The organism is Bacillus pretiosus (genome assembly GCF_052947655.1).
Window position 1 is genome coordinate 3,888,195 of sequence record NZ_CM129593.1, and the last position, 22,709, is coordinate 3,910,903.

The following is a 22,709-nucleotide window of genomic DNA, read 5'->3' on the forward strand; positions in this document are numbered from 1 at the left end:
TTTTTTATAGTGCTTCTATAAATAATGCTACCCCAATACCGCCACCGACGCATAGAGAAGCAATTCCTTTTTCTAAACCGCGTCTCTTCAATTCATGAATTAAACTTACAGTAATACGAGCTCCTGTACAACCGATTGGATGTCCAAGTCCTACACCGCTACCGTTTACATTCACTTTTTCACGGTCTAAACCTAATTCTTTCTCTACAGCTAGGTATTGAGCCGCGAAAGCTTCATTAATTTCCAGTAAATCAGCATCTTCTAATGACCAATCTACTTTTTCTAACCCTTTACGAATTGCTGGTGCTGGTCCAATACCCATAATTTTCGGATCTACTCCAGCTACTGAATATCCAACAATTCTAGCTAACGGTTGTAAGCCTTTTTCTTTCGCTTTTTCTTCGCTCATTAATACTAGAACCGCACTTCCATCATTAAGGCCAGATGCATTCCCTGCCGTTACAGATCCATCTTTACGGAAAGCTGGTTTTAATCCTGCTAATTTTTCCGCTGTAATATCTGCACGTGGATGTTCATCCTTCGAAAATACTATTTCTTTTCTACGTTCTTTTATCGTAATAGGAACAATTTGCTCGTCAAAATATCCAGACTCGATGGCTTGCAGTGCCAATGTATGACTACGAAGCGCAACTTCATCTTGTTCCTCTCTTGTAATTTCATATTGGTCAACTAAATTTTCAGCCGTTTCACCCATCATAATATGATGAATCGGATCTTCTAGTACTTCCCACACCGTATCACGAATTTCTCCGTGCTGTAGACGTTGTCCCCAGCGGTGCTGTTTTAATGCATAAGGGCTTGAACTCATTGCTTCTACTCCACCTGCAATAACAACATCACTTACACCTAATTGAATTTGCATTGCAGCTGACATAATTGCTTGCATACCTGAAGAACATTGGCGTTGGATTGTATAACCCGTAACTGTGTCAGGAAATCCTGCCGCTAATGCAGCTGTTCTTGCAGTATTTGCTTCATCAGTTCTTTGAATACAATGACCTAAAATTACTTCATCAACTTCGTGTGGTTCTACCCCGCCTCGTTTTACAGCTTCCTGAAGTACAGGAACCGCTAATTCTACTGGCGTTACATTTTTTAGCGCTCCTCCAAAAGTTCCAATTGGCGAACGAACTGCAGCTGTAATAACAACATTATGCATTTTGCACTTGCCCCTCTCTTATGTACCCTAGTCAGTTTTTAGGTGAAATTCCATAAGATGTATGTCTGCATCTATCATACTATAAACATACTAAAAAATCAAAATATTTAATATAATAAAAATAGAAGGAATTAACCTTCTATTCTGTTAATGCATATAAAAATTTTTGTAAAATTTTCTCTGTCGTTTCATTCAATTTTGGTAACTTATCTACCGGAAAATATTGAAGCTTCAATCCCTCATGATCAAGCCTTAATTCTCCACTCACATGATGCCCCTGATACAGATGAATAACATTAAAAATTTCATCCCCATTAGGATAACGGAAATATACTTCCTTTCCTGATAAGACACCTAGAAATTGCATTATTTTTGCAGTTAATCCCGTCTCCTCGAATAATTCTCGGCGAGCAGTTTCTTCCGTCGTTTCTCCTAGTTCCATCGCGCCGCCAGGTACACCCCAATCATATGTATCTGAACGATATTGAAGCAATACTTCCTGATTATCATTTAGTATAATTATTGCTGATCCAACGAGAATAAGTGGTCTTGTCCCAACAACTTTGCGTAACTCTTCAATATACCCCATTATGTAAATTCTCCTTTCCTCACCCTCCCTTATCATAACAAAATTCTTCTCCTTTTGTTGATGTAATTTCCAAGAAAAAAAAGGAAGCTTTCGCTTCCTTTTTTCCATTTTTATTTCTTAAAACTTTCATATTTTACAGCTTCAAAAGCTTCTTCAATTTCATCATTACGATAATGAACGTATGTAAAACGCCCTAATTCTACTAATCTTGCTATTTCTTGTAACGCTTTATGTTGCTCATATGTTTCCTCCAGCTTAATATGTACATAAAACTTCATTAATGGATGTTCATATAAAGGTTCTCCCACCTCTACATATACATCTTCAACCCCTTGTACAACTCTTACATAACTCGCAAATTGATAAAGTGCTTCTCTGTCTGAAACGATTTTTAATGTATACATATATTCTCCCCCTTTTCTTTACTATATCAAAAAGATGACCACACCATGTTATAGAACTATGAAATTTTTTCGACTTGTAATAAACAAGGTTTTTATCCATACATAGGGTCTTTTCCCAACATATATTATAGAAAGAATTTTTTCAGTTGAGGTGTTCCTTATGGATCCATACGTCAATATATGTATTTGCATTACTCCAGGCGCCGATATTTCTGATGACCGTATCGCAAAAGATTTAGCAGTTGCAGAATCAATTTGGCACCCCATTACATTTCAAATTAAAGACGTAATTATTTTAAATGAACTTTTTCGTTTTTCTGACCGTGAAATTAGTTATAAAAATTCTATTCAAAGTCAGGAAAAATTAGCATCCTTTTTCCAAACATGTGTAAATGAAGCTCCTGAATGCGACCTTTACATTTGTTATATTGGCAGTGATTATTTCAAAGAAACAGCCGTAATTGCCTGCGCGTACTCTTTAGCCAAACAACAGCAACTTACTGGTTATATCGTTTTAACAAATTCGGCTGCTCCCATGAAAAATATATATACGCTCGCTCACGAAGTCGGTCATATTTTATTTACAAGACGTGTTCACGGAAAACTTACTCACGCAGATCCTCATTCCCTAACCGGCTCGGAGCACCATCCTTCTCCAACAAATCTTATGTACCCTATCGTACCTCGTCCTGAAAACGTCCATATTCAATCCTTATTAACAAACGAACAAAAAGCACTCTCTTTACAAAGTTCTTTATTACAAAGAAAAAAACAGTAACTGTCATGTTACTGTTTAAAACAATTTATTCCAATTAATAAACGATATACCGGCTGCAAAGGATACACTATACACCTAAAACGAATCCCTCTAAAAATCAAAATATAGTATTTCTTTGGAAATAATTTTTTGTATATCCAGAGCAGCCACTTTTTTGAAATACTAGTTTACACTTTTTCTCTCTTCAATTTTTAAAGACCATCTCATTAACCCATATATACCTCCATACATAAGTAATATCTTTGCAATTCCCCAAAATACATTTTTTTCTTCTAATCCTTTAAATATAAACATAATCGCTAAAGGAACAATTAGCACCAAAACACCCATCCAACCAAGGACATACACTTCTCCAACGAAAAGTAATAAAAAGATACTTGCTGCTAATATATATGTTTGCATTGTCGATAATTGCAAAATAGGTGTACCGTACCATTTATCAACAAACATCAATAATACTAATAATAAAATGGGAACCATTACTATTATGTAAATAATTCCGAACTCTACAAATTTATTTTTAAAAGAAGACATTCTAAACGCAACAATGGTTCCAATAATCGTAATGATTAAGACGATAGGATAGCCAATTAACTGTATATTCGTTAGTGTAAATTGCTGATTTGGATTATTAAATAAAATATGAGTTAATATCCAATACCCGCCAATACCAATTATCATCGCAAGAATACTCTTTATACTCCCACCTTTATCCTTCTCCATCTCTTTCGCCAATTCTTCCGCATACTCTTTTGGTGAATCACCAAATATATCCGTTACCGTCTTTCCCTCTTTCTCACCTTCTATTAAATGAAGCTCTGCATCTTCTATAAAAGCGTCCACATCTTCTTCTTTCATTCCTTTTGTTATTAAATACACTTTCGTATCGATTAAAAACTTTTCTCCTTCTTTAGAAATCTGCATGATAACCCCTCCCTTATTTAACCGTTTCTCTTCTATTCGTCTTCATCATAATTTCAAGGAAAATTAAAATAAACAAACTTCCGTATAAACATATAATTTGAAATAACATTGGCACGAGATCTTCTGATGTAAATGTTTTAAACAGTAACATAATCGAAAGTGGAATAATTAAATATAAGTTTTTAAACCATTCTTCAAAATATATATTTATCGCTACTGTGATCATAAAAATAGCTCCAGCTAATATATAACTTTGCGTTTGGGTGAATGTAAACGTTTTGGTAGGATAGATTACATCTAATATCGTAACAGCCCCCATTAAAAACATTGGCGCTACCATAACTAAAAACCACATAGAAAACCACGTTTTTGTAAAGCTTGTTACGAAGGTCATTTTGCGAAGTAAAAAATTAGGACCTATAACAACTAAAATCAATGACAAACTATACCCAACGCACTGAATAAGTGAGATCTGTAATAATCCGTTATTCACTATTAGGATAGAAGCAATAATCCAAAACGATACGATATTCATTACTGTAAAACCAATTTGTCTCCACGTTTCCTGTCTATCTCTTTCCATTACTTTTACAAGTTCATTTGCATATTCTTTCGGTGAGCTTCCGAAAATATCTTCTACACTTTTCCCATCACTCTCACCCTCGATTAAATGAAGTTCTGCATCTTCTATAAAATTTTCAATATCGCTTTCTTTCACACCCTTTGCTACTAAAAATAATCTCATATCTAATAAAAACTTTCGTGCTTCACTTGATAACATTATTTTTTTCTCCCCTTCCCCTCAAGTAGACGCTCTACACTACTTTGCATCGTTTCCCAGCGATCCATAAATTCATTAAGTGCTTCCTCGCCTTTTTCTGTTAATGTATAATATTTCCGCTTTGGACCAGATGGAGATTCCTTCATTACACTTGTTATTAATCCTTCCTTTTGCATTCGTATTAATAGCGGATAAATACTTCCCTCACTCGCCATAGTAAAGCCATACTTCGCTAGCTTTTCACTCATTTCATAACCGTATATTTCACCTTCAGAAATAATAGCAAGTAAGCATCCTTCTAAAATCCCTTTCAGCATTTGACTTGTCGACATAATTCAAATCCTCCCACTATCTTGTTTTACAAGATAGATAAGCGTAAGTATCTTGCTTTACAAAATAGTATAGCAGAGGCTATTTTGCAAAACAAGATAGCTAACAATATTTTTCCAAATCTTTGCAGGATTTTTATTATCTACTCTCTAAATAGAGCAATATGAGAACTTTATTACGAAGGGATGTTTTTCACCATGGTTACAAATCGAGTTGTCTTTTTAACAGGTGCTGCAAGCGGTATTGGTTATGAAATGGGAAACGCTTTCGCAAAAGAAGGTGCAAAAGTTGTCATTACCGATCGTCTTGAAGAACGTGCAAAAGAAGCTGCTGAACAATTACAAAAAGAAGGCTATCAAGCTATCGGTTTAAAATGTGATGTTACATCTGAAGAAGAAATTACCGCTGCAATTTCTCAAACCGTTACTCATTTCGGTTCATTACATATATTAATTAACAACGCAGGAATGCAGCACGTTTCACCAATTGAAGATTTTCCAACTGAAAAGTTTGAACTACTTATTAAAATTATGCAAATCGCTCCTTTTATCGCAATTAAGCATGCCTTCCCAATCATGAAAAAACAAAAGTATGGCCGAATTATTAATGTAGCCTCCATTAATGGCCTCGTTGGATTTGCAGGAAAATCCGCCTACAATAGCGCGAAGCATGGCGTAATCGGATTAACAAAAGTTGCCGCTTTAGAAGGCGCTACTCACGGAATTACCGTTAATGCGCTTTGTCCTGGTTATGTCGATACCCCACTTGTACGTAATCAACTACAAGATTTAGCTACTACACGAAATGTACCACTTGAAAATGTTTTAGAAGATGTTATTTATCCACTTGTACCACAAAAACGCTTATTGCAAGTACAAGAAATCTCTGATTATGCTATGTTTTTAGCGAGTGAAAAAGCAAGAGGTATAACTGGACAAGCCGTTGTTATCGATGGTGGTTATACTGCTCAATAAAGTGAAGGCTTTTACTGCCCATTAATGCGGGGTAAAAAATAAAGTTTGCTCACGAAGAGCAAACTTTATTTTACTTTCTATCGCGAGGACCTTCCTACTTTAGTAATTGTTTAGGGAGTTTCTCGATTGCAACAATTACCCCATCTAATTTACTTTCAATACGATGGAGTAAATATAATGTTACAACAATCGGAAACCCTACATTACCTACCATCCTGATCCACTCTTCCATCTTTTCCGCCTCCTTCCATTATATAAATAAGAGAAAAGAAAACATTTAGGCATAAAAAAACAAGCTATTATGTATTAGCTTGTCTTTCAAATAATGATGCAATTTCCCGTTTATAATCTCCGTATATGATGCCTTTTTCAGTAATAATACCTGTAATTAATTCATTCGGTGTTACGTCAAATGCAGGATTATAAACATCAGTTCCAATTGGCGCCACTTGTTTTCCAAAAATTTTCGTAACTTCGGTTTCATCTCTTTCTTCAATAACAATTTCTGTACCTGTTTGTTTCGTAATATCAAACGTAGATAACGGAGCTGCAACGTAAAATGGAATATCGAAATAATTTGCTAATATAGCTAAATTCATTGTTCCGATTTTATTTGCTGTATCTCCATTTGCGACAATTCGGTCCGCTCCTACAATAATCGCGTTTATTTCTTTCGTTTGAATAGCATGAGCTGCCGTATTATCGGTAATAAGTGTTACATCAATATTTGCCTGTTTTAATTCCCAGGTCGTTAAACGCCCGCCTTGTAAAACCGGTCTCGTTTCACACGCATACGCATGTAAACGTACACCTTTTTCTTTCCCAATATAAAACGGTGCTAATGCAGTACCATATCTAGCAGTTGCAATACTTCCAGCGTTACAAATTGTTAAGATGTTATCACCGTCTTTAAAGCATGTTAATGCATGTTCTCCAATACTCCGGCATACCGCTTCATCTTCTTTCTGAATGAGAAGCGCTTCTTCTTCTAATATTTTTTGTGCTTCTTTTATTGTAGTAATTTCTCGAATGGATTCTCTCATACGATCGATTGCCCAAAATAAATTGACTGCTGTCGGGCGTGACGTTCCTAAATAATTACAATCTCTATTAAACTTCTTTTGAAATTCTTCCATATGTACAGTATTATATTTTTTTGATGCAAGTGCCAAGCTAAATGCAGCTAAAATTCCAATTGCAGGTGCTCCTCGTACTTCTAGCATGACAATACTTTTCCATACCTCTTCAATCGTCGTTAATGTTTTGTATTCTGTACTATGCGGCAACTTTGTTTGATTTAATACTGCAATGGCATCACCTTTCCAACTGACAGATCTCGGAACAGTAACAATTGTACTCATGCTTTTATCCCTCCAGAAACTGTCTGTTGAAATAATGTTCGGAACAGTTGAATATCAGCACTCTTAGATTCATATTTTATTAGTTCTTTACCTAAGGATAACGCTTGTTTCTTAGCTTGAATCCTCGTTTCTTTATTTGCTATTCCATCTAAATCAGCTACATGCGCTAAGCCAATTGTTCTACGGATAAGCTCACATCCGGCAAATCCAACGGCATCCGTAAAAATATTTTGCAAAATAATTGGCAACCATTGTTTCTCTTTCGTATATGCTTCTACACCTTCTCCAATCCATAACTTCGTAAAAGCTTCTACAAAATAACTCCATGTTTTCTCAATATGGAAAAATAGCACACTTCTTTTTTCCTCTTCACGGGATAGTGCATTTAATAATAAATTTGCAATAAATTGGCCAAGATCAAATCCAAATGGACCATATGTTGCAAATTCTGGATCAATTACTTTCGTTTCAGCAGGTGATGAAAAAATACTACCAGTATGTAAATCACCATGAATAAGCGCTTCTTTTCTCGTTAAAAATTTATATTTATACTGTGCTACTTTTAATTTCAAATTTTTGTCACTCCACAGTTCATCCACCGCTAGTTGTAACTCTGGTTCATAATCATTCGTATCATAATGACTAAACGGATCTGTAAACACTAAATCTTCCGTGATTTTACTAAGATCTGGATTAACAAATTCACTATCTAACACTCTTTTCTCTTCTGATTGTAAACCGAAATCTGAAGTATAAAACAACACATGTGCTAGAAAGCGACCAATATGTTGGGATAAAAGCGGGTACTCCTCTCCATCTATTAATCCTTTTCTTGTAATTGTTAGCCTTGATAGATCTTCTATGACTGTTACTGCTAACTCTTCATCATGACTGTACACTACCGGCACATATTCCGGCACATACTTCGCAAAAATTTGTAATGCTTTACTTTCAATCGTCGCTCTTTTTATAGACAGTGGCCAGCTCTCACCAACTACTTTCGCATATGGCAGTGCTTGTTTTATTATAATAGACTTCTCTCCATCATCTAATTTGAACACGTAATTTAAATTTCCATCTCCAATTTCATGACAAACTACATTTGCTTTCTTTTCAAAATAACCGTGTTCTTTCGCATATTGTATAACTGTCGTTTCAGTTAATGAATAATATCCCATCGTCTTCTCCCCCTTTTTTTAATTCAGAGGTTTTTCTGACGTAGAAAAACCTCTTTCCACAAAGAAAGAGGTTTGAAGTTTATCTTCTCCCCTCTTATCTGCCAGAAAGATTTACTTTCTGCTGGAATTAGCACCGTGCCTTTTGGCGTAAATAAACGCCCCATTTCACAATGGTATTACGGTCGGTTGCTGGGCTTCATCGGGCCAAATCCCTCCACCTGCTCTTGATAAGAGTTGTATAATTTTTTGAATTTTTAACTTTATGTTGAAGACTATACCAAGAATAAAAATCACTTGTCAACATTTTATTTGTATAATTCTGGACGACGATCTGCAAAAACTGGAATTCCTTTGCGTACTTCTTTAATTTTCTCAAAATGAAGCTCTCCAAATAAAATTGATTCTTCTTCATTCGCTTCTACAACAAATTCGCCCCAAGGATCGACAATTAAAGAATGACCGGCAAACTCATTATTCGGATCCTTTCCTGCCCTATTACATGCAACAACATAACACTGATTTTCAACTGCTCTTGCTTGCAATAACAAACGCCAATGCGCTAAACGAACCAATGGCCATTCTGCTACAACAAATAAAACTTTTGCACCTTTCGCAGTATGAACGCGCATCCACTCTGGAAAACGAATATCATAACAAATTGTGCCGGCGCACTCTACATCATCTAACTTAAATTCACCTGTACTATTTCCAGCGATTAAATATTTATGTTCATCCATAAGCTGAAATAAATGCACTTTACTATATTCATTGACCAGTTCTCCTTCCTTGTTTACCACATACATTGTATTTGTAACACCTTGCTCTGTTTGCTTCGCTATAGACCCACCGACAATATGTACACCATATTGCTTCGACCATTCTTTCAGCTTTTCTTTCGTTTGCAATCCATCCCTATCTGCAATTTCAGTAAGCCTCGTTAAATCATATCCCGTTGTCCATAGTTCTGGTAAGACAATCACATCTGGTCTTTCCTTCATCGCTTCGCTTATTTTATTTTTAGCATTCTCAATATTTTTTTCTACATCTCCAAAGACAATATCCATTTGAATACATGCGACTTTCATTTTGTCAGCCCCATTCTTAATTTTTTCTTTACAAAATACTGGAAAGATTATATCATTTGTCACTAGAATTGTAACAACTTTCAAAAGAGGTGGAAAGTATGAAATTATTTCAACCTTCTGAGATAGTAACATCATTGCCTACACAATTTTTTGCTTCACTTGTTGCAAAAGTTAACAAAGTCGTTGCAGATGGTCACGATGTTATTAATCTAGGTCAAGGTAATCCAGATCAACCAACACCGCAGCATATCGTAAAAGCTTTACAAGATGCTGCTGAAAAGACCATTCATCATAAATACCCACCATTTCGCGGACACGAAAGTTTAAAAGAAGCCGTGGCAACATTCTATCAACGCGAATATGATGTAGTAGTAAATCCAAAAACAGAAGTTGCTATTTTGTTTGGTGGAAAAGCTGGATTAGTAGAATTACCACTTTGTTTTACAAACCCTGGTGATACTATTCTCGTTCCAGATCCAGGCTATCCAGATTATTTATCAGGAGTTGCTTTAGCAAAAGCACAATTTGAAACAATGCCGCTTATTACAGAAAATAATTTTTTACCAGATTATACAAAAATTGATGCCACTACCGCTAAGCGTGCAAAGTTAATGTTTTTAAACTATCCAAATAATCCTACCGGTGCTACTGCATCAAAAGGTTTCTTTGATGAAACCATTCATTTTGCTAATGAACATAATATATTAGTCGTTCATGATTTTGCTTACGGTGCTATTGGATTCGATGGTCAAAAACCTGTTAGTTTCTTGCAAGCAGACGGTGCTAAAAATACAGGTATTGAAATTTACACTCTATCGAAAACTTTCAATATGGCTGGATGGCGCATCGCTTTTGCTGTGGGGAATGAAAGTGTGATTGAGACAATTAACTTATTACAAGATCATATGTATGTTAGTATTTTTGGTGCAGTTCAAGATGCTGCCCGCGAAGCACTATTAAGTTCACAGTCTTGCGTAATAGACCTTGTAAATAGTTACGAATCTCGAAGAAACGCTCTTGTTTCAGCTTGTCACTCAATTGGTTGGAATGTAGACATTCCAACAGGCTCATTCTTTGCATGGCTTCCTGTTCCGAAAGGATATACATCTGAGCAATTTTCTAATATTTTACTAGAAAAAGCACACGTTGCAGTTGCTCCTGGTGTTGGATTTGGTGAACATGGCGAAGGGTATGTCCGTGTTGGTCTCTTGCATACAGAAGATAGATTAAGAGAAGCCATTAATCGAATTGATAAATTAAATTTTTTCAAAAAGTAATTGACAACATGAAAAATATCTGACAAAATTCAGTTATCTTAAAAATTTAAACATTTCTAAATACTTCTTATCAAGAGCAGGTGGAGGGACGAGCCCGACGAAACCCGGCAACCGATCTACAATTGTAGACACGGTGCTAATTCTCGCAGCATTATGCTGACAGATAAGGAGCTGGTTGTAAAAAAACCTCTCCTTAGCTGAGAGGTTTTTTTATTTAACTAGGAGGTTTTAACAATGAGCGGAATTATAGCAACGTATTTAATCCATGATGATTCACATAACTTAGAAAAAAAAGCCGAGCAAATTGCACTCGGTTTAACAATTGGCTCTTGGACTCATTTGCCACACTTATTGCAAGAACAATTAAAACAGCATAAAGGCAACGTCATTCATGTTGAGGAACTAGCTGAACAAGAACATACCAATTCTTATTTACGTAAAAAAGTTAAACGCGGGATTATTAAAATCGAATATCCGTTATTAAACTTCAGTCCGGACTTACCAGCAATTTTAACAACTACATTCGGAAAGCTATCACTTGATGGTGAAGTGAAATTAATCGACTTAACATTTTCAGACGAGTTAAAACAATATTTCCCTGGTCCAAAATTCGGGATAGATGGTATTCGAAATCTTTTACAAGTGCATGAGCGTCCCCTTTTAATGAGTATTTTTAAAGGAATGATTGGACGAAATATTGGGTATTTAAAAACGCAATTACGCGATCAAGCAATTGGTGGTGTAGATATAGTAAAAGATGATGAAATATTATTTGAGAATACATTAACACCACTTACGAAACGCATTGTATCTGGAAAAGAAGTTTTACAATCCGTATATGAAACATACGGACATAAAACGTTATATGCCGTAAATTTAACAGGACGAACTTTTGATTTAAAAGAAAATGCGAAACGCGCAGTGCAAGCTGGGGCAGATATTCTATTATTTAATGTATTTGCTTACGGACTAGATGTACTACAATCACTTGCAGAAGATGATGAAATCCCAGTTCCTATTATGGCACACCCTGCTGTAAGTGGTGCTTATTCATCATCCAAGTTATATGGAGTTTCCTCTCCATTATTACTAGGAAAGCTACTACGTTATGCTGGGGCTGACTTTTCATTATTCCCATCTCCATACGGAAGTGTTGCACTAGAAAAAGAGGAGGCTCTTGCCATCTCAAAACATTTAACTGAAGACGATGCATTTTTCAAGAAGAGTTTTTCTGTTCCGTCTGCTGGTATTCACCCTGGTTTCGTTCCCTTTATTCTACGAGATTTCGGTAAAGATGTTGTTATTAATGCTGGCGGCGGGATACATGGACATCCAAGTGGGGCGCAAGGGGGCGGTAAAGCTTTCCGTACTGCAATTAATGCTACTTTGCAAAATACACCACTCCATGAAGTAGATGACATAAATTTGCATAGTGCACTACAAATATGGGGAAATCCCTCTCATGGGGTGAAATTATGAGTATTCAAATATTTTGTGATTTCGATGGCACGATTACAAATAATGATAACATTATGTCCATTATGGAAAAATTCGCACCACCAGAAGCCGAAGAAGTAAAGAATAGAATTTTATCACAAGAGCTGTCTATTCAAGAAGGTGTTTCTCAATTATTTCAATTAATACCTACTAGTCTACACGATGATATGATTCAATTTTTAATAAAAACTGCTGAAATCCGTAGTGGTTTTCATGAATTTATACAATTTGTAAATGAAAATAACATTTCTTTTTACGTTATATCAGGTGGAATGGATTTCTTCGTCTATCCACTCTTACAAGGAATCATTCCAAAAGAGCAAATTTACTGTAATGAAACAGACTTTTCAAGTGAATTCATTACAGTTAAGTGGCCTCATCCTTGTGATCATCATTGTCAAAATCATTGCGGATTATGCAAATCATCTTTAATCCGTAAGTTAAGTGATACGAATGACTTCCATATTGTGATTGGTGATTCAATTACTGATTTACAAGCTGCGAAACAAGCAGATAAAGTATTCGCTCGCGACTTCCTTATTACAAAGTGTGAAGAGAATTATATTGCTTATACACCGTTTGAAACATTTCACGATGTTCAAACCCAATTAAAACATTTGTTGGAGGTGAAATCATGAAACAACTTTTTCGTCAATGGTATGACTTAAGCGAGATAAAAAAAGAATTAACAACACGAAATTGGTTTCCAGCAACGAGTGGTAATATTTCTATAAAGGTTAGTCATGAGCCACTTACTTTTCTTATTACAGCAAGTGGTAAAGATAAAACAAAAACTACTCCAGATGATTTTCTATTAGTAGATCATCTAGGGGTTCCCGTATTAGAGACTGAATTACGCCCTTCAGCAGAAACAATATTGCATACACATATTTATAACAATACGAATGCTGGGTGCGTACTTCATGTTCATACAACTGATAATAATGTCATCACAAATTTATATAGTGATGCAGTCACCCTTCAAAATCAAGAAATTATTAAAGCTCTCGATATTTGGGAAGAAGGTGCAACAATTCACATTCCTATTATCGAAAACCATGCCCATATCCCAACGCTTGGAGAAAACTTCCGAAAGCACATACAAGGAGATTCGGGAGCAGTATTAATTCGTAACCACGGTATTACCGTATGGGGCCGAGATAGCTTTGATGCAAAGAAAAGATTAGAAGCTTATGAGTTTTTATTCCAATTTCATATAAAACTATTATCAATTCAAGGAGGCGTTTCTAATGGTGCAAATTCGTATTCATGAAGTAAATACTCGCATAGAAAATGAAGTAGAAGTATCTAAATTTCTACAAGAGGAAGGCGTTTTATATGAGAAATGGAACATCTCTAAACTTCCTACTTATTTAAATGAAAATTATTCGTTAACAGATGAAAACAAGGCTGAAATATTAGCTGTGTTTTCAAAAGAAATCGCTGATGTTTCAGCGCGCCGAGGTTATAAAGCACATGATGTAATTTCACTTTCAAATAGCACACCTAACCTTGACGAATTATTAATTAATTTCCAAAAAGAACACCATCATACCGATGATGAAGTTCGCTTTATTGTTAGTGGACATGGCATCTTTGCCATTGAAGGAAAAGATGGCAAATTCTTTGACGTTGAACTTGAGCCAGGCGATCTCATATCTGTTCCAGAAAATGCAAGACACTATTTTACCTTGCAAGATGATCGTCAAGTTGTAGCTATTCGTATTTTTGTTACAACTGAAGGCTGGGTTCCAATTTATTAAGGTAGTTAGTTGAATAAAAGGACTTGGATCCCCTTTTCCAACCTTTTATTCACTCTACATATATACATCCTCCTATGGAACAGGCTTATTTCAAAAAATGAAATAAGCCTGATTTTTTATGTACCTAACTATACGATTCCTTTCGTTCAAAAAAAACAACCTCCCCCTTCTATTTTTTAAGTGTATTTCTGAACACTTTTTGAACATTTATTGAACTTTTTTTGAATTTTTTCTGAAAATTCTGTTTTACGTATGGTATACTACTATTAAATAAAAAGGAAAAGAATATCGCAAACAGAGGGGGATAATCATGAGTTTACTTATCGCACTTATACTAGGGGTTACGTGTGGAGCACTTCCTGTTATTCTAGGAGCTATTATGGAAGAGTTAGAAGTTGGTGTTTTAGGTTTTGTCGCATCTTGTGTAAGCGCTTTATTTTTCGGTTTATTCGGCGCTATTCCTGTTTCAATTCTGTGTGCATTTTATATAGTACGCCATGCTCGTGCAAAACAATTTGGTCCTAATCACATCGCGCAAGTTATTCCATTCCCAATTGAACGATGCCGCCGAGCTTCTAGCTTATAATTATAAAAATTAAATATACCTAAATAAATAAAAGTCCTCAAATGAGGACTTTTATTTATTTTCTTCTAGAAATTGAAACAATTCTTGTAAATGTAGGACATCTTCACTATAGCTAACAGATACGTGACATATACCGTCAATCTCTGCTTGCATATAAAGATCAACCCCATCTCGATCATATTTCAATGCCAAATAAAAATCCATTTCTTCTAACATCTTTTTTGAAGCTCGAATAACATAATGCCCCTTCTCATCTCTTCCATATTCGAATTCCGGCTCAAAATCATATTTTTGTTTAAAAGCTTCTTTTTGTTTTGCACTAATTTGTATACAAGTTGTTCGCTGAACAGTATCAATCATCTCATCAAATTTTTGAAGATCCATCTCATTTACCCCCTTATGTATTTTTTGTATAAAACTTGTGTTCCGCTATTCTCTTCCCCATCTTTCATTAACTCCTCATACAATTCCTTCGCCAAACTTAAACCTGGCACTGGCAATTGCAATTTTTCAGCCTCATCTAAAGCTATCTTCATATCTTTCATAAAATGCTTTACATAAAACCCTGGTTCAAAATCTCCCTTTAACATTCGGGGAGCTAAGTTACTCAATGACCAGCTACCTGCTGCTCCCGTTGAAATACTCTCTAATACTTTATCTGGGTCTAGTCCAGCTTTTTTCGCATAAGCAACAGCTTCACATACTCCAATCATGTTAGAAGCAATCGCAATTTGATTGCACATTTTTGTATGTTGTCCACTTCCAGCTGGTCCTTGCAACTGAATATTTGTCCCTAGTTTTTCAAATAACGGTAAACATTTTTCATATATTTCTTTTTCGCCACCGACCATAATTGCGAGCCTTGCTTCTTTCGCACCAACGTCTCCTCCAGATACAGGCGCATCTAACGTATATACATTCTTACTTTTACCGGTTTCGTTAATACGTTTTGCCAATGTTGGTGTAGATGTCGTGAAATCAATTGCTATCGTGCCTTCATTTGCATTCTCCAAAATTCCATCTATCCCAAAGTATACTTCTTCTACATCATGTGGATACCCAACCATCGTCATTACAACATCAACTTGCTTCACTAACTCTTTCGGTGTATCACACCAATGTGCACCATCTTGCACTAAAGAATCTGTTTTTGCTTTCGTTCTATTATATACATATACTTTATGACCATCTTGCATTAAGTGATAAACCATACTTTTTCCCATTACGCCAATACCAATGAAACCTATTGATAAAGTTTTATGTTCCATTTTCTCATCCCCTTTGTTCTAATAAATCATTTACCATCTTTCGGAACTCTTTATTAAAGTCATCATCCATACTATTTTTCACATTTGAAAATAACATAACAAAAGTTCCTTTTTCTTTATTAAAATTATTGAAAGTGTTCCAACCAGATAATACACCATGATTATGAAAATAATCTGGATATATATAAAAACTAAATGCATATTTCCGTTCTGCTGAAGGTGAAAACATTGCTTGTATACTTTGTTCAGAAAGAAGTTTTCCATTTATAATTGCTTCGTCTAATTTCTTCATATCTCCAACTGTCGTATACATCTCACCACAACCATATAGCCAATCCATGCCTAACTTCTGCGCTGGTACAAGCTCTTGATTTTTTTTCACATAACCCTTTGTAAAATTTTTATCTCCAGGTACCATATTTCCCATACCAGATTCATACATATCTGCTTTTACAAATATGTTTTCTTTTATGTAATCTCCTAAAGGTTTTTTCGATATATGTTCTATTATATAAGCAAGCACCATATAATTATAATCTGTATATCTCCAACCTGTTCCTGCAGGAAATTCTAAATTTTGACGTCCAATCCAATTAATTAACTGTAAACGGGAAGCAGCATTAACATTGCCTTTTGCATGTTCAGGTAAACCAGAGGTATGCGTTAATAAATGATACAGCGTAATATTTTTATTCTCCGGAAATGAAGGAATATATTTATTTACATTATCTTGAATATTCAATTTCCCTTGTTCTTGCAGCTGTAAAATAGATGTGGCAACAACTGTTTTCGTAATAGAACCGATACGATATTTTGTGTGAGGCGTATTTTCTATTTTATTTTGAACATCAGCATACCCATATCCTTTATTCAATATAACATGCTCTTTATCTGTTACCAAAACTGTTCCATTGAATTGCTTTCCGACTAAATATTGATCTAATTTTTGAGATATGCTAACATAATCAATTTGTTGCTCTTCTTTTTCTTCTATATTCCCTTGTACTTCCGTTTCAATAGTAGGATTCACTTTAGTTGTTAATACAGTGTTTTCCTTTATATTGGGGTTAACAAGAAAATAGTATACTCCGCCGCCAACTATAGCAGACAGTGAAGCCATGACCATTACTTTTTTTATCATATTAATCCTCCATAATTCCTTCGCTAAAAATTGTCCCCCTATTCTATTATCAAACAATAAAAAAAAATCGCAACAATTTGTTGCGAAAAATTACATTTTTTCTTTTCTATATACACACACTTGATTTTTTCCATTTTTTTTCGCTTCATATAATGCAATATCCGCTCGTTGCATTAATTCTTCTCTTGTAATCCCTTGTTCATATAACGCAACTCCAAAACTCGCTGTTAATTTCGAAATTCCGGAGAACTGCTTTGTTTCAATGAAAAATCGTAATGATTCCGCAACCTGAAATGCTTCTTTTTCTACTGTGTTAGTTACTAATATAATAAATTCTTCTCCTCCCCACCTTGCAAATACATGTTGCTGCTCCACTTTAGATTTCATAAGCTCTGCAAGCTGAATTAATGCTAAGTCACCAAAATCATGGCCATACGTGTCATTTACTATTTTAAAATTATCTATGTCAAATAAAATAAGTGCTATTTTTTCATCGTTACGCATTGCATTATCCCATTCTGCCTCTAGTATTTGTTGGAACTTCAAACGATTATAAATCTCTGTTAACGAATCTATCATAGCAAGCCTTTCTTGTTCTTGATAGATTTCATCTAATTCTGTAATCTCTGTACACTTCACAATAAATCTTGATAAATCTTCTGGCAGTGGTGTCGCGCGCAATAAAAAAGTTGACACTTCCCCTTCATAATTGGACATCTTAATTCTTCTATCATATGATAATGTATCATCTAACCATGTTATATCGTGAGTTGTTGAATAGTATCCGTTTTCTCTAATAAAATGTTCAGCAAATACTAAATGTTGCTCACGATAGGCAAATAAATTTTCATATCCGAAAAACTCTAAAAAATTTGTATTACAATCAACAATCTCATCGTCTTCTACTATAAATAATAGATCATTTTGAAAATCAAACATCGTTTGAAGTAATTCTTGTTGCAAACTTACTTGCCGCACTAAAGAAAGCTGATACAAACTCTTATTCACTTCCTCTAACACCATTTGTGGAGTCACAGGAGCTATCACAATATTACGTATTCCTAACGTAAGCACCTCTGCAAACTCGCTTGTTATCTGTTGATCCCAAATGACAATAAATGTACTCTGTGGATTATACATATTCTTTATATATTTTATTTGAGAAAACTCTGTTACATACATAATTACAATATGTGGTTTTGTTCTCTGAAACAATAATTCTCCTTCTTCAAAACTATTTGCTATAAACATACATTTTGGATGAATATTTTCTATCGTTTGTTGATGTGTACATCCATTTTCTATATAAAGGACATTTAACTGAAGATCTTGTAATACATTTTGGAAAACCGTATTCTCTAATAAAAAATGTAGTATGTTCATCACTAGTCTTCACTCACTTCATATATCTTGTTCTACTGCATTCCTCACAAACATTTTATAAAAAGACTGTTCTCTAAATACTTTAATGAGTGAGGGATACATATTAACAAGCTAATTGAGAATGCTCTCTTCGCTTTTTCTCTATAAATTCCTTTTCTAGTGTATGATTATAGGAATTGTATCGTTTGTATGAATGCCCTAGCTTCCTCTTTAAAACTTGACAATTAAAATAAAGATATTATATTCTTAAATTCGACAACTTACAAAATGTAAGTAGAATATATTACATGTATTTTTTTATAATTTGATATGTTACTTGGAGGATATATAATGACAAACGACAACTTTTTTAATGTTCTATACGAACGCACATCTACACGTGCATTCAACCCAGAGAAAGAAATTTCATCTACAGAGTTACACGAGATTTTAAAGGGAGCTGCTCAAGCACCTTCTGCTTGGAACTTGCAGCACTGGAAATTCCTTGTATTCCAAGGTGAAGATGTACAGAAACGATTGCATCCAATTGCTTATAACCAGCAACAAATACTTGATGCTTCTGCTGTAGTCGCTATTTTAGGTGATTTAGAAGCTTATAAAAACGTTGAACCAGTTTATGGTCCAATTGTAGAACAAGGATTTATGAAAGAAGAAGCAAAAGAACGCTTAGCTAAAAATATTGAGTCTGCATATGCTCGTGAGCAATTTCCAAGAGATGCAGCCTTTTCAAATGCATCTTTAGCAGCAATGCAACTTATGCTTGCGGCTAAAGCAACTGGCTGGGATACTTGTGCTATTGGTGGTTTCAACCCACAAGCACTTACAGAAGAATTCAATGTTTCATCCCGTTACGTACCAATTATGCTTATTACAATTGGTGAATCAACTTTAAAAGGTCATCCTGCACCACGAATGAGCGTAGAACAAGTGAGTGAATGGGCAAAATAATAAAGTGAAACTATAATCGGTTTTTATGGACAGTTAATCCTCCGCCTAACTTCTTTGCTTTCGCTGAATTTTGAGGTGGGGGGCTTACTGCTCTTTAATACAGAATAAAAAAGAAACGAAGGTAATTTCATTACCTTCGTTTCTTTTTTATCCTGTCACACATCCGTAATATTACAATGTATTATTCGACATCTATACATAAAAAAACAGTAAACTTCATGCTATTCCCATACACATAAATGGCGTTTCGTGTCGAATTTTGTTAAAGTATCGAAATATAACCGTGTGTTTTTGTTACAATTATGATACAATGATAACAAATAGATAACAAGAGAGGGATTTTCATTGAGTTCATACGGAAGCTTTATCGCACTTTTAAGTTACATAGTAACTGTACTGCTGTTATATTTTATTGGCGATGCTACAAACATATCAGTGTTACAATTCCCAAAAGAAGAAGCGTTCAAATTAGACGCAGAAAAATATACTGCAAGATCCATTGCACCACTACTCTTAGCTCTCCCTGTATATATCATCGTTTTATATAAAAGTAAAAAAGTGTAAAGCCTACCTATTTCATTCATTTCGGTGGTCTTTACACTTTTTTGTGATATTTCCCCTATTTTAAACATCATTCCGTACTAAACACCCAGCTAGTCTTTTAAAATGAGAAAATCCCCCAGAAAAAATTCCACTCTCTGTCCAGTCACTCACTACCGAACTTACATAGATTATAAGTGTGAAGGGGGTGATGAGGATTATGTTTGGATCATTTGGATGCTGTGATAACTTTAGAGACTGTCATCATCGTGAAAGAGAGTGCGACCATCGTGACCATCGCGAGAAAGAGAGAGAGGAAGTTAGACCACAACGACCTGCTGTATGTAACGTGCTTGCTAACATTTCAGTTGGAACAGAACTTTCTCTTTTAAGCATTAGAGGTAACGGAACATTCAACAATGTAATTTTTGAAGGTTTCGCTAACGGCGTTGCTCTTTTCTCTGCTTTAGCTCGTAATAACAAAGACGATAAAGATAATAATAAAGACGATAAGAACAATCAAAATCGAAATACTTTTACTGGTATTTTACGTGTATGCCCAACTGATATCGTTGCTATCGCTATCTAATTCCGTTCCTTATCCTCTATAGTAAGAAAATAAGATTTACTTTTCTCATAGAAAAAACCTGAGACCGATTTCAAATCGACTCAGGTTTTTTTATTGATTATATGCTTTTAACTAGTTCAACAACTTCTTCTGCAGTTGACATCATTAATGCTTTTTCTGCTAATGTTTCCATTTCTGCTTTTGACAACTTGCTTAGTTGTGTTCTTGCAGGAAGAATAGATGTTGCACTCATACTGAACTCATCTAAACCTAATCCTAATAATAATGGGATAGCAAGTGAATCTCCCGCCATCTCACCACACATACCAGCCCATTTGCCTTCTTTATGAGCCGCATCGATAACCATTTTTACAAGACGTAAAATAGATGGGTTATATGGTTGGTATAAGTAAGCTACTTGTTCGTTCATACGGTCTGCAGCCATTGTGTATTGGATTAAGTCATTTGTTCCGATAGAGAAGAAATCAACTTCTTTTGCGAATTGATCTGCTAATACTGCTGAAGCTGGGATTTCAACCATCATACCGACTTCAATAGAATCAGAAACAGTTGTACCCGCTTCTACAAGTTTCGCTTTCTCTTCTAATAAGATTGCTTTCGCTTGACGGAACTCATCAAGAGTTGCAATCATTGGGAACATAATTTTTAAGTTACCGTATACGCTAGCACGAAGTAATGCACGAAGTTGTGTGCGGAACACATCTTGCTCATCAAGACATAAGCGAATTGCACGGTATCCTAAGAATGGGTTCATTTCTTTTGGTAAATGTAAGTATGGAAGCTCTTTATCTCCACCGATGTCAAGTGTACGAACAACAACAGGTTGACCTTCTTTTACACCTTCAAGAACTGCTTTATACGCTTCGAACTGCTCTTCTTCTGTTGGAAGATTGTCACGGCCCATGTATAAGAATTCTGTACGGTATAAACCAACGCCTTCTCCGCCATTATCGATAATACCTTGTACATCATTTGGTGTTCCGATATTTGCAACAAGCTCAACGTGATGTCCATCACTTGTTACAGTAGCTTGGTCTTTTAATTTTGCCCATTCAGTTTTTTGCTCTTCAAATTTCGCTTTCTTTTCTTCAAAAGAACGAAGAGTTTCTTCTGATGGATTTACAATTACTTCTCCATCTAAACCGTCGATGATTACGATATCGCCGTTTTGGATTTTCTCCATAACAACTTTCGTACCAACAACTGCAGGAATTTCCATAGAACGAGCCATAATTGCAGAGTGAGATGTACGTCCACCGATATCAGTTGTAAAACCTTTTGCATACTTACGGTTTAACTGAGCTGTATCAGATGGTGTTAAATCTTCAGCAATGATGATTACTTCTTCAGAAATTGTACCAGGGTTTGAGAAGTTAATTCCTAGTAAATGTGCAAGAACGCGTTTTGTTACGTCACGAATGTCCGCAGCACGTTCTTTCATATATTCGTTATCCATGTTTTCAAACATAGAAATAAACATTGATGCAACTTCATCCATTGCAAATTCAGCATTTACTTTTTCACTATTTACTTTATCTTTTACTGGGTTTACTAGTTCTGGATCATTTAACACTAATAAATGTGCTTCAAAGATCGCAGCTTTATCGGCACCCAGCTCAGCAAAAGCATGGTCCTTAATTGCTTCTAATTCAGTTTTTGCTTTCTCAAGCGCAGCGTCTAAGCGTGCAATTTCAGCAGCTTCGTTTGTAATTGATTTCTTTTCGATGTTAAATTCAGGATTCTCAAGTCTGAAAGCCTTTGCAATAGCAATCCCACTTGATGCAGCGATCCCTTGAATGTTAAGAGTCATTATTCTCCTAATCCTTCGTTTTTCATAGTTTCTTCGATAGCTGCTAGTGCTTGAGCTGCATCATCACCATTTGCAGTGATTTTAATTTCTGCGTTTTGTTGAATGCCTAAAGACATAACGCCCATGATTGATTTTAAGTTAACGTTTTTTCCGTTATACTCTAAGTTAATGTCAGAACCAAATTTGCTTGCAGTGTTTACAAGTAGAGTTGCTGGACGAGCATGAATTCCTGAGTCGCTAGTTACTTTAAAGATTTTTTCCATGATAATTTATCTCCTTTAAATTACAGTATTTTTTTAGTTGTATAGACGTGAGTACTACAT

Annotated in this window: 27 protein-coding genes, 1 pseudogene and 2 riboswitches; of the genes and pseudogenes, 11 read left to right on the forward strand and 17 right to left on the reverse strand. The window is 35.2% G+C overall.

Annotated features, from left to right (window positions below; translation table 11 throughout):
* Positions 1–4: 4 nt before the first annotated feature.
* The 3 genes from ACU8YW_RS19785 to ACU8YW_RS19795 all read right to left on the reverse strand — a co-directional run bounded on the left by ACU8YW_RS19785 (position 5) and on the right by ACU8YW_RS19795 (position 2,173).
* Positions 5–1,180 (reverse strand): acetyl-CoA C-acetyltransferase, encoded by a 1,176-nt coding sequence (locus ACU8YW_RS19785; RefSeq protein WP_000552069.1) that lies wholly within the window; start codon positions 1,178–1,180, stop codon positions 5–7.
* A gap of 139 nt (positions 1,181–1,319) precedes the next feature.
* On the reverse strand, positions 1,320–1,769 hold the full coding sequence (locus ACU8YW_RS19790) for an NUDIX hydrolase (RefSeq protein ID WP_000540530.1): 450 nt from the start codon (positions 1,767–1,769) through the stop codon (positions 1,320–1,322).
* A gap of 110 nt (positions 1,770–1,879) precedes the next feature.
* A complete protein-coding gene (locus ACU8YW_RS19795) occupies positions 1,880–2,173 on the reverse strand; it encodes a DUF3928 family protein (protein WP_000288327.1) in 294 nt (97 codons plus the stop codon).
* 160 nt (positions 2,174–2,333) lie between these two features.
* On the opposite strand from ACU8YW_RS19795, the gene ACU8YW_RS19800 reads away from it, so the two are divergent.
* A complete protein-coding gene (locus ACU8YW_RS19800) occupies positions 2,334–2,951 on the forward strand; it encodes a hypothetical protein (RefSeq protein ID WP_048546188.1) in 618 nt (205 codons plus the stop codon).
* A gap of 15 nt (positions 2,952–2,966) precedes the next feature.
* Here ACU8YW_RS19800 and ACU8YW_RS19805 read toward each other — a convergent pair.
* The 4 genes and pseudogenes from ACU8YW_RS19805 to ACU8YW_RS19820 form a co-directional block, all read right to left on the reverse strand.
* A pseudogene (locus ACU8YW_RS19805) lies at positions 2,967–3,103 on the reverse strand (DNA-binding protein); the annotation flags it as partial.
* A gap of 10 nt (positions 3,104–3,113) precedes the next feature.
* Positions 3,114–3,875: a DUF1129 domain-containing protein gene (locus ACU8YW_RS19810; RefSeq protein ID WP_426933839.1), complete on the reverse strand. Its 762-nt coding sequence runs from the start codon at positions 3,873–3,875 to the stop codon at positions 3,114–3,116.
* Between the two features lie 13 nt (positions 3,876–3,888).
* On the reverse strand, positions 3,889–4,656 hold the full coding sequence (locus tag ACU8YW_RS19815; protein WP_426933840.1) for a DUF1129 domain-containing protein: 768 nt from the start codon (positions 4,654–4,656) through the stop codon (positions 3,889–3,891).
* Complete coding sequence (locus ACU8YW_RS19820) at positions 4,656–4,988, reverse strand: PadR family transcriptional regulator (protein ID WP_097889645.1); 333 nt, start codon at positions 4,986–4,988, stop codon at positions 4,656–4,658. The genes ACU8YW_RS19815 and ACU8YW_RS19820 overlap by 1 nt, the downstream gene beginning before the upstream one ends.
* A 195-nt stretch (positions 4,989–5,183) precedes the next feature.
* Here ACU8YW_RS19820 and ACU8YW_RS19825 point away from each other — a divergent pair, with 195 nt between their 5' ends.
* Complete coding sequence (locus ACU8YW_RS19825) at positions 5,184–5,960, forward strand: 3-hydroxybutyrate dehydrogenase (protein WP_000258444.1); 777 nt, start codon at positions 5,184–5,186, stop codon at positions 5,958–5,960.
* A 94-nt stretch (positions 5,961–6,054) separates the two neighbouring features.
* On the opposite strand, the gene ACU8YW_RS19830 is transcribed toward ACU8YW_RS19825, so the two are convergent.
* The 4 genes from ACU8YW_RS19830 to ACU8YW_RS19845 form a co-directional block, all read right to left on the reverse strand.
* Positions 6,055–6,192 (reverse strand): YvrJ family protein, encoded by a 138-nt coding sequence (locus tag ACU8YW_RS19830; RefSeq protein WP_000393345.1) that lies wholly within the window; start codon positions 6,190–6,192, stop codon positions 6,055–6,057.
* A 67-nt stretch (positions 6,193–6,259) separates the two neighbouring features.
* Positions 6,260–7,321: an S-methyl-5-thioribose-1-phosphate isomerase gene (mtnA, locus tag ACU8YW_RS19835; RefSeq protein WP_426933841.1), complete on the reverse strand. Its 1,062-nt coding sequence runs from the start codon at positions 7,319–7,321 to the stop codon at positions 6,260–6,262.
* Complete coding sequence (gene mtnK, locus ACU8YW_RS19840) at positions 7,318–8,499, reverse strand: S-methyl-5-thioribose kinase (protein ID WP_098115114.1); 1,182 nt, start codon at positions 8,497–8,499, stop codon at positions 7,318–7,320. Before mtnK ends, mtnA begins: the two co-directional genes overlap by 4 nt.
* A gap of 91 nt (positions 8,500–8,590) precedes the next feature.
* Positions 8,591–8,733, reverse strand: a riboswitch (SAM riboswitch).
* 71 nt (positions 8,734–8,804) lie between these two features.
* The gene (locus tag ACU8YW_RS19845; RefSeq protein ID WP_141555581.1) at positions 8,805–9,668 is read right to left on the reverse strand and encodes a carbon-nitrogen family hydrolase; all 864 of its coding nucleotides are present in this window, start codon (positions 9,666–9,668) and stop codon (positions 8,805–8,807) included.
* Positions 9,669–9,682: 14 nt separating this feature from the next.
* Between ACU8YW_RS19845 and ACU8YW_RS19850 the strand changes: the two genes are divergently transcribed.
* The 6 genes from ACU8YW_RS19850 (at position 9,683) to ACU8YW_RS19875 (ending at position 14,707) form a co-directional block, all read left to right on the forward strand.
* Positions 9,683–10,861 carry a pyridoxal phosphate-dependent aminotransferase gene (locus tag ACU8YW_RS19850; RefSeq protein ID WP_426933842.1) on the forward strand — a complete coding sequence of 393 codons (1,179 nt, stop codon included), beginning with the start codon at positions 9,683–9,685 and terminating at the stop codon, positions 10,859–10,861.
* A gap of 64 nt (positions 10,862–10,925) precedes the next feature.
* Positions 10,926–11,031: riboswitch (SAM riboswitch) on the forward strand.
* A 64-nt stretch (positions 11,032–11,095) separates the two neighbouring features.
* Positions 11,096–12,340, forward strand: a complete 1,245-nt coding sequence (gene mtnW, locus ACU8YW_RS19855) for a 2,3-diketo-5-methylthiopentyl-1-phosphate enolase (protein ID WP_048546215.1) — start codon at positions 11,096–11,098, stop codon at positions 12,338–12,340.
* On the forward strand, positions 12,337–12,996 hold the full coding sequence (locus tag ACU8YW_RS19860) for a 2-hydroxy-3-keto-5-methylthiopentenyl-1-phosphate phosphatase (RefSeq protein WP_426933843.1): 660 nt from the start codon (positions 12,337–12,339) through the stop codon (positions 12,994–12,996). The genes mtnW and ACU8YW_RS19860 overlap by 4 nt, the downstream gene beginning before the upstream one ends.
* Entirely contained in the window at positions 12,993–13,631 is a 639-nt protein-coding gene (locus ACU8YW_RS19865) for a methylthioribulose 1-phosphate dehydratase (RefSeq protein WP_000811328.1), read from the forward strand. Before ACU8YW_RS19860 ends, ACU8YW_RS19865 begins: the two co-directional genes overlap by 4 nt.
* The gene (mtnD, locus tag ACU8YW_RS19870) at positions 13,609–14,121 is read left to right on the forward strand and encodes an acireductone dioxygenase (protein WP_088064337.1); all 513 of its coding nucleotides are present in this window, start codon (positions 13,609–13,611) and stop codon (positions 14,119–14,121) included. Before ACU8YW_RS19865 ends, mtnD begins: the two co-directional genes overlap by 23 nt.
* Positions 14,122–14,431: 310 nt before the next feature.
* On the forward strand, positions 14,432–14,707 hold the full coding sequence (locus tag ACU8YW_RS19875; protein ID WP_000054671.1) for a hypothetical protein: 276 nt from the start codon (positions 14,432–14,434) through the stop codon (positions 14,705–14,707).
* Positions 14,708–14,758: 51 nt separating this feature from the next.
* Here the strand turns inward: ACU8YW_RS19875 and ACU8YW_RS19880 are convergent, their stop codons facing one another.
* From ACU8YW_RS19880 to ACU8YW_RS19895, 4 genes are all read right to left on the reverse strand, one after another.
* Positions 14,759–15,091, reverse strand: a complete 333-nt coding sequence (locus ACU8YW_RS19880) for a DUF3909 family protein (protein WP_087985115.1) — start codon at positions 15,089–15,091, stop codon at positions 14,759–14,761.
* Positions 15,092–15,096: 5 nt separating this feature from the next.
* A complete protein-coding gene (locus ACU8YW_RS19885) occupies positions 15,097–15,975 on the reverse strand; it encodes an NAD(P)-dependent oxidoreductase (RefSeq protein ID WP_088064338.1) in 879 nt (292 codons plus the stop codon).
* Positions 15,976–15,979: 4 nt separating this feature from the next.
* Entirely contained in the window at positions 15,980–17,116 is a 1,137-nt protein-coding gene (locus tag ACU8YW_RS19890) for a serine hydrolase domain-containing protein (protein WP_141542696.1), read from the reverse strand.
* Positions 17,117–17,206: 90 nt separating this feature from the next.
* Complete coding sequence (locus ACU8YW_RS19895) at positions 17,207–18,499, reverse strand: GGDEF domain-containing protein (protein ID WP_142291805.1); 1,293 nt, start codon at positions 18,497–18,499, stop codon at positions 17,207–17,209.
* Positions 18,500–18,829: 330 nt separating this feature from the next.
* On the opposite strand from ACU8YW_RS19895, the gene ACU8YW_RS19900 reads away from it, so the two are divergent.
* The 3 genes from ACU8YW_RS19900 (at position 18,830) to ACU8YW_RS19910 (ending at position 20,576) form a co-directional block, all read left to right on the forward strand.
* On the forward strand, positions 18,830–19,447 hold the full coding sequence (locus tag ACU8YW_RS19900; protein ID WP_000180385.1) for a nitroreductase family protein: 618 nt from the start codon (positions 18,830–18,832) through the stop codon (positions 19,445–19,447).
* 345 nt (positions 19,448–19,792) lie between these two features.
* Positions 19,793–20,011, forward strand: a complete 219-nt coding sequence (locus ACU8YW_RS19905) for a hypothetical protein (RefSeq protein WP_098857187.1) — start codon at positions 19,793–19,795, stop codon at positions 20,009–20,011.
* 196 nt (positions 20,012–20,207) lie between these two features.
* Positions 20,208–20,576, forward strand: a complete 369-nt coding sequence (locus tag ACU8YW_RS19910) for a DUF3915 domain-containing protein (protein WP_088064341.1) — start codon at positions 20,208–20,210, stop codon at positions 20,574–20,576.
* 97 nt (positions 20,577–20,673) lie between these two features.
* Here ACU8YW_RS19910 and ptsP read toward each other — a convergent pair whose 3' ends face one another.
* Together ptsP and ptsH are read right to left on the reverse strand one after the other, a co-directional pair.
* A complete protein-coding gene (gene ptsP / locus ACU8YW_RS19915) occupies positions 20,674–22,386 on the reverse strand; it encodes a phosphoenolpyruvate--protein phosphotransferase (RefSeq protein WP_000174214.1) in 1,713 nt (570 codons plus the stop codon).
* Positions 22,386–22,649 carry a phosphocarrier protein HPr gene (ptsH, locus tag ACU8YW_RS19920; protein ID WP_000411080.1) on the reverse strand — a complete coding sequence of 88 codons (264 nt, stop codon included), beginning with the start codon at positions 22,647–22,649 and terminating at the stop codon, positions 22,386–22,388. Before ptsH ends, ptsP begins: the two co-directional genes overlap by 1 nt.
* Positions 22,650–22,709 lie beyond the last annotated feature (60 nt).

What these genes read in the sequence shown, in the direction of transcription:
- ACU8YW_RS19785 (WP_000552069.1), bottom strand. Translation starts at nt 1,180, where the DNA reads ATGCATAATGTTGTTATTACAGCTGCAGTTCGTTCGCCAATTGGAACT.
- ACU8YW_RS19790 (WP_000540530.1), bottom strand. Translation starts at nt 1,769, where the DNA reads ATGGGGTATATTGAAGAGTTACGCAAAGTTGTTGGGACAAGACCACTT.
- ACU8YW_RS19795 (WP_000288327.1), bottom strand. Translation starts at nt 2,173, where the DNA reads ATGTATACATTAAAAATCGTTTCAGACAGAGAAGCACTTTATCAATTT.
- ACU8YW_RS19800 (WP_048546188.1), top strand. Translation starts at nt 2,334, where the DNA reads ATGGATCCATACGTCAATATATGTATTTGCATTACTCCAGGCGCCGAT.
- ACU8YW_RS19810 (WP_426933839.1), bottom strand. Translation starts at nt 3,875, where the DNA reads ATGCAGATTTCTAAAGAAGGAGAAAAGTTTTTAATCGATACGAAAGTG.
- ACU8YW_RS19815 (WP_426933840.1), bottom strand. Translation starts at nt 4,656, where the DNA reads ATGTTATCAAGTGAAGCACGAAAGTTTTTATTAGATATGAGATTATTT.
- ACU8YW_RS19820 (WP_097889645.1), bottom strand. Translation starts at nt 4,988, where the DNA reads ATGTCGACAAGTCAAATGCTGAAAGGGATTTTAGAAGGATGCTTACTT.
- ACU8YW_RS19825 (WP_000258444.1), top strand. Translation starts at nt 5,184, where the DNA reads ATGGTTACAAATCGAGTTGTCTTTTTAACAGGTGCTGCAAGCGGTATT.
- ACU8YW_RS19830 (WP_000393345.1), bottom strand. Translation starts at nt 6,192, where the DNA reads ATGGAAGAGTGGATCAGGATGGTAGGTAATGTAGGGTTTCCGATTGTT.
- mtnA (WP_426933841.1), bottom strand. Translation starts at nt 7,321, where the DNA reads ATGAGTACAATTGTTACTGTTCCGAGATCTGTCAGTTGGAAAGGTGAT.
- mtnK (WP_098115114.1), bottom strand. Translation starts at nt 8,499, where the DNA reads ATGGGATATTATTCATTAACTGAAACGACAGTTATACAATATGCGAAA.
- ACU8YW_RS19850 (WP_426933842.1), top strand. Translation starts at nt 9,683, where the DNA reads ATGAAATTATTTCAACCTTCTGAGATAGTAACATCATTGCCTACACAA.
- mtnW (WP_048546215.1), top strand. Translation starts at nt 11,096, where the DNA reads ATGAGCGGAATTATAGCAACGTATTTAATCCATGATGATTCACATAAC.
- ACU8YW_RS19860 (WP_426933843.1), top strand. Translation starts at nt 12,337, where the DNA reads ATGAGTATTCAAATATTTTGTGATTTCGATGGCACGATTACAAATAAT.
- ACU8YW_RS19865 (WP_000811328.1), top strand. Translation starts at nt 12,993, where the DNA reads ATGAAACAACTTTTTCGTCAATGGTATGACTTAAGCGAGATAAAAAAA.
- mtnD (WP_088064337.1), top strand. Translation starts at nt 13,609, where the DNA reads ATGGTGCAAATTCGTATTCATGAAGTAAATACTCGCATAGAAAATGAA.
- ACU8YW_RS19875 (WP_000054671.1), top strand. Translation starts at nt 14,432, where the DNA reads ATGAGTTTACTTATCGCACTTATACTAGGGGTTACGTGTGGAGCACTT.
- ACU8YW_RS19880 (WP_087985115.1), bottom strand. Translation starts at nt 15,091, where the DNA reads ATGGATCTTCAAAAATTTGATGAGATGATTGATACTGTTCAGCGAACA.
- ACU8YW_RS19885 (WP_088064338.1), bottom strand. Translation starts at nt 15,975, where the DNA reads ATGGAACATAAAACTTTATCAATAGGTTTCATTGGTATTGGCGTAATG.
- ACU8YW_RS19890 (WP_141542696.1), bottom strand. Translation starts at nt 17,116, where the DNA reads ATGATAAAAAAAGTAATGGTCATGGCTTCACTGTCTGCTATAGTTGGC.
- ACU8YW_RS19895 (WP_142291805.1), bottom strand. Translation starts at nt 18,499, where the DNA reads ATGAACATACTACATTTTTTATTAGAGAATACGGTTTTCCAAAATGTA.
- ACU8YW_RS19900 (WP_000180385.1), top strand. Translation starts at nt 18,830, where the DNA reads ATGACAAACGACAACTTTTTTAATGTTCTATACGAACGCACATCTACA.
- ACU8YW_RS19910 (WP_088064341.1), top strand. Translation starts at nt 20,208, where the DNA reads ATGTTTGGATCATTTGGATGCTGTGATAACTTTAGAGACTGTCATCAT.
- ptsP (WP_000174214.1), bottom strand. Translation starts at nt 22,386, where the DNA reads ATGACTCTTAACATTCAAGGGATCGCTGCATCAAGTGGGATTGCTATT.
- ptsH (WP_000411080.1), bottom strand. Translation starts at nt 22,649, where the DNA reads ATGGAAAAAATCTTTAAAGTAACTAGCGACTCAGGAATTCATGCTCGT.